The sequence below is a fragment of the Streptococcus sp. E24BD genome (assembly GCF_041807825.1).
In the GTDB taxonomy this organism is placed as follows: domain Bacteria; phylum Bacillota; class Bacilli; order Lactobacillales; family Streptococcaceae; genus Streptococcus; species Streptococcus entericus.
This window is the reverse complement of sequence record NZ_JBGTZB010000002.1, coordinates 17,429-31,474: the sequence shown is the minus strand read 5'-3', so window position 1 is coordinate 31,474 and position 14,046 is coordinate 17,429. Positions and strand designations below refer to the sequence as shown.

At 43.5% G+C, this 14,046-nt stretch carries 11 protein-coding genes; 2 read left to right on the top strand and 9 right to left on the bottom strand.

What is annotated here, in order from left to right; all coding sequences use genetic code 11:
• Positions 1 to 5 precede the first annotated feature (5 nt).
• Both ACERC5_RS00685 and ACERC5_RS00680 read right to left on the bottom strand, forming a co-directional pair.
• Positions 6 to 2,654 (bottom strand): DEAD/DEAH box helicase family protein, encoded by a 2,649-nt coding sequence (locus ACERC5_RS00685; RefSeq protein ID WP_373659926.1) that lies wholly within the window; start codon positions 2,652 to 2,654, stop codon positions 6 to 8.
• A 3-nt stretch (positions 2,655 to 2,657) separates the two neighbouring features.
• Positions 2,658 to 4,643, bottom strand: a complete 1,986-nt coding sequence (locus ACERC5_RS00680) for a DNA methyltransferase (RefSeq protein ID WP_373659925.1) — start codon at positions 4,641 to 4,643, stop codon at positions 2,658 to 2,660.
• A gap of 248 nt (positions 4,644 to 4,891) precedes the next feature.
• Between ACERC5_RS00680 and ACERC5_RS00675 the strand changes: the two genes are divergently transcribed.
• Positions 4,892 to 5,242, top strand: coding sequence for a hypothetical protein (locus ACERC5_RS00675; RefSeq protein WP_373659924.1), 351 nt, complete (start codon positions 4,892 to 4,894; stop codon positions 5,240 to 5,242).
• 76 nt (positions 5,243 to 5,318) lie between these two features.
• Entirely contained in the window at positions 5,319 to 6,152 is an 834-nt protein-coding gene (locus tag ACERC5_RS00670; protein ID WP_373659922.1) for a DUF4368 domain-containing protein, read from the top strand.
• A 271-nt stretch (positions 6,153 to 6,423) separates the two neighbouring features.
• Here ACERC5_RS00670 and ACERC5_RS00665 read toward each other — a convergent pair whose 3' ends face one another.
• From ACERC5_RS00665 to der, 7 genes are all read right to left on the bottom strand, one after another.
• Complete coding sequence (locus tag ACERC5_RS00665) at positions 6,424 to 7,476, bottom strand: LLM class flavin-dependent oxidoreductase (RefSeq protein WP_373659921.1); 1,053 nt, start codon at positions 7,474 to 7,476, stop codon at positions 6,424 to 6,426.
• A gap of 415 nt (positions 7,477 to 7,891) precedes the next feature.
• Positions 7,892 to 8,695 (bottom strand): ABC transporter ATP-binding protein, encoded by an 804-nt coding sequence (locus ACERC5_RS00660; protein ID WP_373659919.1) that lies wholly within the window; start codon positions 8,693 to 8,695, stop codon positions 7,892 to 7,894.
• Positions 8,696 to 8,704: 9 nt separating this feature from the next.
• Positions 8,705 to 9,589 (bottom strand): ABC transporter permease, encoded by an 885-nt coding sequence (locus ACERC5_RS00655; RefSeq protein WP_373659918.1) that lies wholly within the window; start codon positions 9,587 to 9,589, stop codon positions 8,705 to 8,707.
• A 22-nt stretch (positions 9,590 to 9,611) separates the two neighbouring features.
• Positions 9,612 to 10,559 carry an ABC transporter substrate binding protein gene (locus tag ACERC5_RS00650; RefSeq protein WP_373659917.1) on the bottom strand — a complete coding sequence of 316 codons (948 nt, stop codon included), beginning with the start codon at positions 10,557 to 10,559 and terminating at the stop codon, positions 9,612 to 9,614.
• Entirely contained in the window at positions 10,559 to 11,518 is a 960-nt protein-coding gene (locus ACERC5_RS00645; RefSeq protein WP_373658078.1) for an ABC transporter substrate-binding protein, read from the bottom strand. Before ACERC5_RS00645 ends, ACERC5_RS00650 begins: the two co-directional genes overlap by 1 nt.
• Before the next feature lie 391 nt (positions 11,519 to 11,909).
• Positions 11,910 to 12,716, bottom strand: a complete 807-nt coding sequence (ldcB, locus tag ACERC5_RS00640; RefSeq protein WP_373658025.1) for an LD-carboxypeptidase LdcB/DacB — start codon at positions 12,714 to 12,716, stop codon at positions 11,910 to 11,912.
• 18 nt (positions 12,717 to 12,734) lie between these two features.
• Positions 12,735 to 14,045, bottom strand: coding sequence for a ribosome biogenesis GTPase Der (gene der / locus ACERC5_RS00635; protein WP_373658024.1), 1,311 nt, complete (start codon positions 14,043 to 14,045; stop codon positions 12,735 to 12,737).
• Position 14,046 lies beyond the last annotated feature (1 nt).

Below are 14,046 nucleotides of genomic sequence, written 5' to 3'. Positions count from 1 at the left end.
TCCCTCTATAGCTTTCTAAGTTCCGCCTTAACCTCTTCCTTGCTTATCGCATCGTTATAAAATGGCAATCCGACAATTCGATACCGCTCATCGTCCACAAGCGTCCTCGCCTCATCACGGTTAGAAATTTGACGCAAGAATTCCTGTTTCCAGCCTTCCTTGCTGTTTTTGAAAGTGTTATCCGAATCCAAAAATTGACTTCCTTTTGGCTCAATGAAAATCTGCCATGAAACATTTCCTGTTTTCTTGTCATTCGCAAACATAAGGAAATCAGGTTCGAAAGCTTGCCCCTTATCGAAACTATAAATCTTCACAGCTTTTTCATTTCGAAGAAGGTATATATCCGTCCACTTTTCTTGGAGGTCTGACATCAAGCCTTTGATAGTACGGACAAGATACTTTTCTTCGCTAGTACCGAAGTTATCGTCATAGGCATACCAGTCCAGTCCGTCCAAATCTTCGAAAATTTTCGTTTCGCCGTTATCTTTTTGCGAAAGCCCAAACTCCGAATCACTATTTTTATTGATGGTGTATTTTCGGACAATCTTCTCTTCGAAAACAGCCTGAATTGGAACACTCTCAAATTTCTGCGAGCCATAGTAGCGTTCCTTCGTCGCCACAAGGTCTTTTTCTATATAATGAAGCAGATGCTCAACAATATAGAGCTTGTCGTCCGGCGTCAAATCAGTTGCCAGTTGGTATTGGCACTCCACTCGCAGGTCAACCTCTTCAAGCATTTCCATAAAACCTGTCAAGTTTGCGAGACCGACAAAGGCTTTTCTGACATTTTCAAACGAAAACTTCTTGTTGCGGTTGATTGCCGCTCGAATGATATTCCTGCCAATTTCCTTGCCAAGTCGAAAATCGAGGGCATTCAAACTTTTCGCTACATATTCTGTCGCATCGAAAGCCTCGAGGTCACGCACACCCTGCGTCGGCAATTTTACCTCATGGAACGCTGGAACGAAGTTTGTATCAAAAAGACTTTCCTGTCGTTGTTCGACAAGCTCTTCATAAGAAAGGCGTTTGTTAACCCAAACAACACCATCAGTGTAGGTTCGAGTTTTGATGAAAGATGGTTTCAAGTGTAGTTCTCGCTCCACCAGCCCCTGGTCGTCAAAAATACCAGACTCTCGCAAAACCTGCTTGAGCTCTGAAATATAGCGAGGGTTGTTCGCCGAATGATAATGCAACTGCTCGATAACACGGAGCTCTTTGCTTTCGTTGTCGTCGAATTTTCGGGTGTACTTTTCGTCGAGATTGCCGTCAATGACGAAAGGATAGTAGCGAGCACCACGACCAATCAACTGCTTTTCGGCGTTGGTGGTTACACCAGGTTTCCAGCCATTTTTTGTTGTTTTTCCGTCACGGGTGTCGTAGAGGCGGACAATGTCGAAAAGGTTTAGGACATCCCATCCCTCGTTAAGCATATCCACGGCAAAAATCGCTCGAATTTCATTATCGGGACGCTCCAAGGTGTTAATCGTCGTCAGGTTATCCTTGGTTTTATTTTTACCGTCAATAAGAAGGAGTCGTTCCGCTCGAAAATCTTCCTGCAACTCAGCAACCAAGTCCGCATCCGAAATATCAGCATACTCAAAGAAATTGAATGCCTTGCGGAGAATACTATTTTTTTCATCCGCATCCCCAACGAGCTGGCGTTGCTCTGCGATTTTCTCAGCCGACAAAGAATCCAAGAGTGTCGAAAAAGCATCCTGATTCCCCTTACTCTCCGCAATTTTCTGCGACTTAAACATCACCAAGGGCTTAAGGTTGATGCCGTGTTTGAGGGCGACTTTTTTACGGTACTGGCTAATAATGATTGCCTGCAACATTCGATTATCCACCTCGCCATCCACCAGATGAAACAGAACATCCTTGGAGAATTTATCGAGTCGAAATTCCTTCAGGTCATACTTAAAAATCAAGCTCTGGCGATATTTTTGGGCGATTGCGGCGTTATTAAGGTCAATCGTCGCTGTAAACTCGAAGATACTTGAGCGTTTCGCTGTTCGCTGAATCGCCTCAATCGTACTCGTCCAGCTGGTGTTCTCGTCTTTTTCAGCCTTGCTCAATCCAGCGTTAAGGTGATGAGCCTCATCCGCCAAGAGAACCACCGAAATATCCGCAAACTGCTCATAAGACAGGCGGTTTTCTCGTGGGGTATTGAGGTCTTGATGGAGTTTTTGAATGGTGGTAAAGACAATATTGATGCTATCCTCACGGATATCCGAAAAATCCGTCACCTCACGCACCGCCACAACCTGGCTATCAATCACGATTTTCTCAGCGAAAAGGTACTTGCCAGACCCATTCGCCAAGAAGTTATCCCTTGTTTTTGTCAAAATATTATCGTTGTTGACAAAGAAAATGAAATTCCGCTCGCCTTGCTTGAACTTCTCAAGCAGGACTGCCGCCATCAGGAGCGTTTTTCCTGACCCTGTCGCCATGTTGTAGAGGATTTGCTCTGGAGTTGTTCGATGCTGGGCGTCGTCCTTGTAATACAGATAGCGTCCAATCGCCTCTTTTTGATAAGGTCGAAGCGGGAAAGCCAGGTTTTTCGTGATATAGTCTGAAATATCCGCCTTAAAGTCCTTGAACCCATTCTGGCTAGCACTGTCGTAAATCTCATGGAGAAACTGCTTGTCATTCATCGCCTAATCCTCCCGTTTTTTACCATAAAAGGCGTGGTTAAGTGCCTGCTCCTCTGGAGAAATCGCAAAGCTACTATCCGCCATATCGCTGTAGTTGACATAAAGGTTGTTATTGTCAATGATTTCGGTCAGCATCTGCTTCTGCTCAGCCAGACTCAATTTTTCAAATTCAGCTTTCTTCAGCTTTTTCGGGTCGATACGATAGGAGAGGAACGAAGATTTCTTCGCCGTTTCGAAGAGTTCCAGCAATTCTTCCGTTGTCGTCGCTTCAAGGATAGCATTTTTGAAATCTTGAGCGTCATTTTTGAGTTCAGCGTAAACAAAGCTACCGCCACCAGTCCAGTTGACAGCCTTAGAGATGCCTGTTTTATCTCCCTTAATTACCCTACATAGGCGTGCTACACTATCATTTTCACCATAATCCAGTTGTTCAAGTCCGATATATTGCCGTTCTAATTTATGAGCTACAGCCGCCGTAGTTCCTGAGCCAAGATGGTAGTCCATCACTAAATCACCTGTATTCGTAGCTAACTCTACAATACGACGAATGAGTTTTTCAGGCTTTTTCCCACCTTTTAATGTCACGCCACCTTCTTTAGCAATACCTTCGTAAGGGATATCCGACCAGATATTTGACAACTGAATACTTGGAACCCGTTCGCTATCAATTTCTCTAATCTTTTTAGAATAGAAAGCTATCTCTTGACCATTTTTAACATAAACATCATAATTATCACTTCTAGCTTGGAAAAAGATGGTATTCGGCTCTCTTTTCGATACATCTCTTAATTCAGTCAAGATATAACTTGCATTGTCGTTGATAGTTGTATAGCGAAATACAGCATCTGAATTTTCCAGTGCAAAATCCGCCACTAAATTATCAAAAAACGCACGACCTAATTCTTTGATAGCTACTCTCTTATTTTCGTAACCCTGTTTTTTTGCAACATATTCACCAATATTCTCAATTTGCCATTTCGAATGCTCTTCGTTTTTATTAGTTATGTAGAGATTGTAATTAGTATCGTAATCAGAACGAACATATTGAGGATTATATTTCCATTTCGATTTGTCTTTGGCAAACGATAAGATATATTCTGCCGTCTCAAACACTCCTGGATTGACACTTGCAAAACCAGAGGGAGATTTGGTTTTTATTGTAATTTTATTAATAAAATTGTTTTGACCAGGCTTGTTAAAAACCTCTTTTAATAACAAGTGAAGTTCTGCTACACCATCATCACTAATTTGGGCAAAAATTGCACCATCTTCTGACAAAAGCTCTCTTGCCACCTCTAAGCGATTTTTCATAAAAGTCAACCAAGTCGATAGCTTAAAATTAGAATTATATGCAAAAGTATCCTCATTTTTCTCTTTGTCGAAATAATACGGCGGGTCAATATAAATCAATTTCACTTTCCCTGCAAAACGTTTCTTGAGACTATGGAGGGCTATCAGATTATTCCCTTTGATGATGAGGTTATCTGTTTCTTTCAAGTCGCCGACTGCTGTCTCACCGCTCTCATCAAAGCGTTTGAAGTTGGTCAAGACCTTGTCGTCCAAAAGACGATTGATTTCTGTTGGTGCAAGTGTTTCATTAAAGAAAATCTCCTGACGCTTGGCATCCTCCTTAGTCTGTCCTCCCTCCAACACGCAATCCTTATAAGGGAAGTTAAGAACAACGTCTTGATTTTCAGACAGGTACTTGTCACCAGTTGCCAGACCTATTTTAGTCTTATAGGCTGTAAAGCTGTCAGGAAGAAATTCCTTATTGTTCAAAAACTGCAAAAAGACGTCTTTCTTAAAGACGAGAACGCCATTCTCAAGTGCGGAAAAGAAATGCTGGGAAATTCTCTCATCACTCATCAAGAGATTGAGGAGTTCAGGATTGTACTGTCTCGCCAGCTCAGCCAGTTTGTTTTTATTAAGCACACCTTCCACCATAAAGGTGTCATTTTGTGCCAGAAGTCGCTCTAGTTCTTGCTTCATCTTTCGGTCTCCCTTTCAGCTGAAAATTTGTGAAGGGCTGATAGGATTCCTTAGTTATGAATATAACTAAGGAAGGGTATACCCTTCGGCTTTATTAAATTTTATACTTCTATTATAGCACAGATTGAAGCCGTTATCATTATCTTCCTATCGCTTATTGAGCTTTATTTTTTCAAAAAAATACTGGACTTTTTTCTCAAAGAGAGTTATCCTCTGAGAGCAACAACCTAACTCGAAAGGAGAATTTTATGGAAAAGCAACCAAAACATCAATTTACTGGACTGAAGAGTTTAGAAAACCTGAAAGATATTTATCGCCAAACATATCTCGAGCTTAAAGCTGGAGATATTGTAGAATTGAGTCATTTTCAAAATTTTGACATGGATTGGAACCAATTGATAAACTCAGGTACCTTTGAAGCAATTCATAATCTTGGAGAACATAGAAAATTACGTTATACCTGCCAACTCGAAAATTCAACCGAAGCACGAGATTTGTTCAATCAAATCAGCCAACGGACAGATGAAGACTCGTCACGAATTATCTCAGAAGTCTTGAGGCAAACTGCTAAAATCATGGCAGTAGATATATCAAAATAAAATAACTAATCAAACGGTTGAGTAAACTCAGCTGTTTTTACTTGCTTTTGGCGTTCGCATCGCTATTCGCTTCGGGTTGGATTTTATCCGCATAGTGTCGCCGTTTCTGTGGTGTTTTTGGGAGGATTGGCTGATTTTTCCAGACACGCACGAAGCGATTATCTCAAAAGAAGATTTCGAAACGGTTCGTAAGATGATGAGCCACAAACGAATTGCTCGCCGATATGACTGGAAAAACAAGCCTGGTCACGGAAATCTTTTCGCAGGTTTGGTCTTTTGCGAAAACGGGCATAAGTTGAGTTTTTGTCCGCAACAAAAAGCCGACACCAACCTCGACCATTACAAGTGTTGTCACTTTCACCGAGCTGGCGATAGCTGTTCGGGTTCGCATTATCTCCGCAAGGAAATTTTGGAAGAGCTTGTTCTTAACGACCTCCAGCAACTGATTGCTTCTATTCAGTTAGATGAAGAAAAATTGCTCGAAAAGCTAAAATCTCGCTTTGATATTCGAGAACATCAAAAGCAGGACGGACTTCGAAAGCAATTAAATCAGGCTGAAAATCGAGCAAAAGAGCTGGATATGATTATCCAAAAACTCTACGAAAAGCAACTTCTGGACGAAATTAGCGAGGAGCGATTTCGAAAGTTAGCGGATAGCTGTGAAAGTGAGCAGGCAGAGCTTAATAGCAAAGTTGCGGAGCTTCGAAATGTTTTGAACACCCAAACCGAATCTGCAGAGAACATCGACAACTTCTTGACGACTATCCGAAAATATACAAAACTTGAAACCCTCACGCCACATCTAGTAAATGAGTTGATTGATAAGATTATTGTCCAGCAGCCGATTGGACGAGGAAAAAATCGGCAAGTCACGATTGAACTTCATTACCGATTCATCGGAGAATTATAAAACGAGCAAGGATGAGCTCGCTCGTAAACTAATAGCAAATGGACTGCTCGGGGAGGGGTGGATATTATATCACATTAAAAGATAAAAGAAAAAAGCATCAGGTGATGACGAGTGGCAACTAAAAAACACTCGTCACGTCAGTTGTCACAAGTGTTTTATGCATTAACTAAAATTTAACGAGTGACTGTCAATGATGCTGAAATCCTGATGTCGTTAAATGATAAGGGGTGACTATTAGTTCCTCCATACTCATTTGTACTGGTAGATTCATTTACGCTTTCCCAGCAAAATAAGCACGTACCTTTGGTGCAACCTGTTCATCATAAATCCTGATTGCCTTTAAGGTCTCAGCATATGGCATAGAACCAATTGGCAAGTGTAGCATAAAGCGATCTAGGTCCAAATCCTCAATCAGGCGAATCATCTTCTCAGCCACGGTATCGGCATCACCGACAAACATGGCGCCATCTGGTCCAACTGCACTGTCATAATACTCACGAGTCAGTGGTCGCCAGTAAGGACGTGTCCGCCCAATATTATCGGAAGCAATTTTAGTCGGTAGGAAATAATCTTCGACAGCTTGTTCTGTTGTTTCAGCCAACCATCCCCACGAATGGGCAGCAATTTTTAACCGATCACTATCATGCCCTGCTTGCTGACCAATCTCTCGATAAGCTTTGGTTAGTTGTTTGAAGGCTCTGGGATTGCCACCGATAATCACGTAAGCAATCGGTAAACCTTTTTCTGCAATTTTGACAGTCGAAGCCGCATTACCGCCAGTCGCTACCCAAATCGGAAAGTCTTTTTGCACAGCACGAGGTAAAACTGGCTTGTTATCAACGGTTTGGGTATGCTTTCCTGTCCAATTCAGATAGGTAGAGTCTTTAATCGCTAAAAGCATCTCCAATTTTTCGTCGAACAGTTCTTCATAATCTTTCAAATCATAGCCAAATAGCGGAAAACTTTCTGTAAATGATCCTCGACCAGCCATAATCTCTGCTCTGCCATTTGACAACGCATCAATGGTAGCATACTGCTGGTAAAGGCGAATAGGATCAATAGAGGACAAAACGGTCACCGCAGAACTCAAGCGAATGCGCTTGGTCTTAACCGCACCAGCAGCAAGAACAATCTCTGGTGCAGAAACCGCAAAATCTTCTCGATGATGCTCCCCAATGCCATAAAAATCAAGACCAACCTGATCAGCTAATTCAATCTCCTCAACTAAATCACGCAGGCGCTGGTCATGAGCCAAGGGCTTTCCTGTGCCAACCAGTTCAGACGTGTCGCCAAATGTTGAAATACCTAACTCAATCTGTTTCATGCATAAACTCCTTCGTTATATGATGAGTATTATTTTATCACTATGTAGTGTCTTTTTCAATTCATTTGATCAGTTCTGATTGCCGAAAATAAAAAGTGAAAAGCAACCGTTCATTCAATAAGGTGTATTCCAGACCGACACAGTTGAATAAGTTAATGAACTCAGCACATCAGAGGTACTCAGCCACTGCGTCTTGGTTAATTGACGGTAATAAAATAAAGAAGCCAGGATTCTCCCCAGCCTCTCCTAATCCTATCTGACGAGTGACTCACGCGCAGTCACTCCGTTGGAATAAGCTATCAAAGCTTTACAGACTAGCGGTTAAAGCTGTGCTTGATTTGCATGACCTACCTTTGACCAACCACCAGACAGCTACTCAAAAGATAATCCAACACGTTTGTTCACACTTTTCAGCTTAACTTAAAACGAGCTCATCGCTAGCCAGACGTTCACCACTATTTTTGTGGAAAAGCTCCAGCAAATCTGAAACTGTCAGCTTTTCTTTTTCCTGACCAGAAATATCCACCACAATGTTCCCTTGATGAAGCATGATCAAGCGATTGCCATAGCGAATAGCGTGTTCCATGTTATGGGTAATCATCAGGGTCGTCAATCGGTGGCCTGTCACAATCTTATCCGTCAGTTGCATCACCATATCGCTGGTCTTAGGATCAAGGGCAGCTGTGTGCTCATCCAGCAAAAGGAGCTGTGGTTTAACCAAGGCAGCCATCACCAGAGTGAGCGCTTGCCTCTGACCGCCTGATAGAAATGCCGTGTCGACCTTGAGGCGATATTCTAACCCTAGACCTAGCTCTGCTAATTCTTGGCGAAATAGCTCGCGCTGGCTCTGTTTAACCCCCTTAGTCAGCCCTCTAGCTTGACCGCGTTTGTAGGCGATAGCCATATTCTCCTCAATGGTTAGACGAGAAGCTGTACCCATCTTAGGGTCTTGAAAGACCCGACTAATCATTTTTGCCCGCTTAGCGACAGGCAAATCCTTAATGCTTTTACCACCAAGTAGGATATCCCCCTGATCAATGGGTAATGTGCCTGCCAGACAGTTCATTAAGGTTGATTTGCCTGCCCCATTTCCTCCAATTACGGTGATAAAATCGCCCTCTTCTGCGGTTAAATTAAGGCCTCTCAAGACATGGTTTTCATTGATTGTTCCTGCTTCAAAGGTTTTATGGATTGCTCTTAATTCTACAAGTTGTGTCATCTCATTCTCCTATCTTACACGAGGCTGTCTCAGTTTTAGCTTATCTTGGACTTCTGGCACATACAGCACCACCGCTAGTAAGCCCGCTGAAAAGAGCTTGACCATATCTGCATCAACACCTGGCAAAGAGAGAATAGCCAGCAAAATCAGACGATAAATCACCGCACCAACAACGATAGAAACCAGACGCCAACCCAAGGTTAAATGACGAATTAACACTTCTGCGATGATAATAGAGGCTAGACCGATAACAATCGTCCCAACACCTGAATTGATGTCTGCATAGCCATTATTCTGTGCCAACAGCGCACCACATAAGGCAATCAAGCCATTTGACAGGGCATAAGCAATAATTTTCATGTTATCCGTGTTGATACCATTCGCCGCACTCATCGGAATATTGTCCCCTGTCGACCGTAAAGCTAAACCAAGTTCTGTATGAAGCAAACCAATAAGACCAGTTAGGATAATGCTTAGGGTCATCAAGCCAATCACCATCACTGCTCCTGTCTTGTCTAGACCAAATTCTCGCAGGCGACTGACCAACGTTTCCTGCTGAAGAAGAGCTAGATTAGCCTTGCCTAGAACCTTGAGATTAACCGAATACAGACCAGTCAGAACGACAATACCAGTTAAAAGGCTAGGTAGCTTCATCTTGGTATGTAATAAACCTGCTACCACACCAGCTAATGCACCGCCAACAGCAGCGAGCAAGGTGGCCAGAATAGGGTCGACACCATTGACAATCGCAATGGCACAAATTGCGCCGCCAAGTGGGTAAGTCCCTTCAGCGGTTAAATCAGCGATGTCCAAAATACGAAAGGTCAGATAAACACCAATAACCATAACCGCCCAGAGTAATCCCTGTGAAATTGTTGATAAGATAAGTGACATCAAAAAGCCTTCTTTCTAAGATTTAGTTAGTCGTAAGAGCTGAAAGGTCAAGGTCCAGCTTGTCGGCCATATCCTGATTGACATAGAGTTCTAAATGCTCAGGTAACTCAACTGACAGACGAGCAGGTTGTTCCCCAGATAGGATTTTAACCGCTTGACGAGCGGTTTGAGCACCTAGTTTTTGGTAATCCGTTCCGTAGGTGAGAAGTCCACCGACTTTCACCATATCAATAGAACCCCCAACAATCGGTACCTTCTTCTCAATGGATAATTGCCCCAACAGCGCCATGGTTGATGCAATTGTGTTATCTGTCGGCACAAAAACCACATCAACTGTTGACATTAAGCTACTCGCTGCATCCTGAACATCATTGGTGCTTGAAATACCTTTTTTATCGACGGTGTAACCTGCTGCTTTAAGGGCTGCTTCTGCTTGTTTGACCTGAACTTCCGAATTGGATTCATTGGTGGTATAGAGGATACCGACTTTTTTAGCAGATGGCAGAGCTTGTTTGATGAGCTCAACTTGCTTACCAATCGGTGCTTGGTCACTCGTACCAGTCAAAAGACCGCCAGGTTTTTCCAAACTCTCAACTAAGTCTGCCGATGCAGGATCCGTCACAGCCGTAAACAAAATCGGCGTCTCTGTGCTTGCTAGAGCCAAAGACTGAGCCGCAGGAGTTGCGATACCAAGTACCAAATCACTATCTGCAACCAGTCGCTCAGATACGGTCTGAAGTTGTGATTGATCCCCTTGGGCATTTTGATAATCCCACTCGATCGTGTAACCCTGCTGTTCTAATTCTGTTTCAAATCCCTGACGGGCTGCTGTCAAAGACTCATGCTCGACATATTGGAGAATGCCGACTTTAACAGTCTTTCCTGATGAGGAACTACTATCCGTCTGCTGACAAGCTGCCAGGGTCACTGCTAACAAACCAATGCTCAAATACTTGACTAAATCTTTCATTATTTTTCTTTTCCTATCTGTTTAATTGTTTCTGGGTTAAGCCCAAGTAATTTTGCCATATCTTCATTAACTGCAATACTAGTAGCATCTGGGCTTTTAACGCTTAATTCAGAAGGCTTTTCCCCTTTTAAAATCTGCACCGCTAATTCTCCAGCTTGTTTTCCAACAGCTTTAAAATCAACTCCTGAGGTCAATAAAACACCTTCTAACACCGCTTCATCACTACCAAGAGCAGGAACCTTTGCTTCTCTTAAGACATCACCTATCGTAGCAATGGTTGAAGCAACTGTATTATCTGTTGGGAGGTAGATGGCATCAACTTGAGTTGCCAGCTGACTCATCACCTGTTGCACATCATTGGTGCTGGTCACGGTTTTTTCAATAACTTCTAAACCTTGTTGTTCTAAGGCTTTTTTTGCCACCTTAGCCTGCGATTCTGAGTTCACCTCACTGGAATTATAAAAGATGCCGATTTTTTTGGCTGTTGGAAACAGTTTGGTGAGTAGTTCAACTTGTTTAGCCACATCTAGAGCATCTGTCGACCCCGTCATATTGCCGCCAGGTTGCTCCAAGCTCTTGACCAAACCAGCTGCTACAGGGTCAGTGACTGCGGTAAATAGAGCAGGTGTGCTATCATCGACAGTCAACAGACTTTGAGCAGCAGGCGTGGCAATGGCAAGATGGAGATCATTTTGCCCAGCCAGTTTCTCAACCATCGTTTGGAGATTACTCTGATCAGCCTGAGCATTTTGCAAGGTTACCTTGAGGTTATCTCCTTCTGTGTAACCAGCTTCTTGTAGGGCTTCTAAAAAGCCTTCACGCGCCGCATCGAGGGCAGGATGTTCAGCATACTGGATAATCCCCAGCTTCACTTTATCATCTGTCATTTTCCCACAAGCAGCTAAGACAACCGCTCCAAAACTCATAACGACGAACATTTTTAAGGACTTAAAAAACATCATTTTCCTCTTTCTATTCATTAAGCACAACAGAAAACCACTTAGAAAATTCTAAGTGGTTAACCGAGGATTGTATAAAACATACAAAACAGGTAGGCCTGTCCACTTAGATTTTTTCATCTATGTGGACAAACAACTCAAATAGCCATGACCCCATAGATACAAACAACTGTTTGGTCTGTTTGCATCTATGCCTGGCATAAACACAAACACTATCTAAAGTAGCCATAGTAAAATGCTGCTGCGACGGTGATCGTGCGGTTAGTTAACATACCTTTTTCCTCCTTGATTTATTTTTTATTATTCTATGCCTTTTTTTCTCGTTTGTCAAGCTTTTTTGACATTTTTTTAATGTTGAGATGATTGCCAAGTGGTCGACAGCAACAATGACTTAATAGTCACCGCCTTCAACCCCGTAATACTCTTCTAGGGTTAGGCCTGATTGGTAAACTTCGGTGGCTTCCTGACCGATGTAGCGAACATGCCAGCTCTCAGCCATATAACCTGTGATATTCTCCTTGCCTGGCAAATAGCGCACCACAAAACCATAGTGGTGAGCATTGTTTGCCAACCATTGACTAGCAGCAGGCTCTTCCAGAAGCTGCCCTGAAGCATCTAAAACATCAAAAGCCAAACCTGTCTGGTGTTCACTGTAGCCTGGTCTAGCCGAATAACGGTCAGCAGCGGCTTGTCCATCTTGATTAACATAGCTCTGATAGAGGCTGGCTTGATAATCATAACTTCTAAATCCGCTGTAATTGTCCGACACACTAAAACCTGCTGCTCGCATGGCGCCCAAAAGCTCCCTAAAGGCAGCACCAGCTACCCCATCTTCACCAGGATTATAATCGGCTGCCAAAGGGTGTTTCTTATTGACAATGATCACATCGCCATATTTACCACGAACACTGTGGTAAAAACCCGTTGATGGAGTGCTTGCTGCTTGAGAAGCAGCTGTTTCAGTCTCAGGCTTGTCTTCAGAGACAGGGGTATTTTCTTGAGAACTTTTTGGGCTCTCTTGGGACATGGCAGAGCTGTTAGACGATGATTGATCCTGAGCTTTTTGACTGTCTGCTACTTTAGACACTGTGGTTGACGAGGCTGACGATTTAGCTGTTGACGTCGTCTCTGTTTGCTTGTTCCCACAGGCAGTCAACAAAATCAAGCCACAAGCCAAAATGATAACCTTACTTTTCATCTTATTTCCCTTTCTCGGCTACTGCCGCTTACGTGCAATCAGATGGATTGGGGTTCCTTCAAACTTGAAAGCGGCGCGGATTTGGTTTTCTAAGAAGCGCATATAAGAGAAGTGCATGAGTTCTTCCTCGTTGACAAAAACAACGAAGGTCGGTGGCTTGACCGTCACTTGGGTGGCGTAAAAGATTTTCAGTCGTTTGCCCTTGTCGGTAGGTGTCGGATTGATCGCAACAGCATCCATGATGACATCGTTAAGCACTGCAGATGGGATACGCATGTTCTGGCTTTCAGAAATCCGCTTAATCAGCTCTGGTAACTTGTGCAGGCGTTGCTTGGTCACGGCTGACACAAAGATAATCGGTGCATAAGATAGGAACTGGAAGTTATCTCGAATATCGGCCTCCCACTGACTAACGGTGTGGTTGTCTTTTTCCAAGGTGTCCCACTTGTTCACCACGATGATGAGACCTTTTCCTGCCTCATGGGCAAAGCCAGCAATCCGCTTGTCGTACTCACGAATGCCTTCTTCGGCATTGATGACGAGCAAGACAACATCTGAGCGGTCAATGGCCCGCATGGAGCGCATGACAGAGTATTTCTCCGTATTCTCGTAGACCTTACCAGATTTGCGCAGACCTGCGGTATCAATCATGATGTACTCTTGCCCCTCGCTATCGGTAAAGCTAGTGTCAATAGCATCGCGCGTTGTCCCTGCAATCGGGCTAGCAATCACACGGTCTTCTCCCAAAATAGCGTTAATTAGACTTGACTTGCCGACATTTGGACGGCCAATCAGGCTGAATTTGATGATATCTGGATTTTCCTCAACTTCTTCTGCGGGCAGATTGTCCACGATGGCATCCAAGACGTCACCTGTCCCAATCCCGTGGACAGACGACACAGGGTAGGGATCACCCAGACCCAGTGAGTAGAAATCGTAAATCTCGCTTCGCATCTCGGGGTTGTCAACCTTGTTAACTGCTAAGATAACAGGCTTATTGGTCTTGTAGAGGATACGGGCGACATACTCATCGGCATCAGTCACACCTTCTTTACCTGACACAACAAAGACGATAACATCAGCCTCCGTCATAGCAATATCTGCTTGGTGCTTGATTTGCTCCATGAATGGCGCATCAACATCGTCAATACCGCCTGTATCAATAATGGAAAATTTGCGGTTGAGCCAGTCAGCTGTCGTGTAAATACGGTCACGCGTCACACCTTCCACGTCTTCAACGATGGAAATTCGCTCCCCTGCGATACGATTAAATAACGTCGATTTTCCTACATTAGGGCGCCCGACGATGGCGACGGTTGGTAAAGCCATG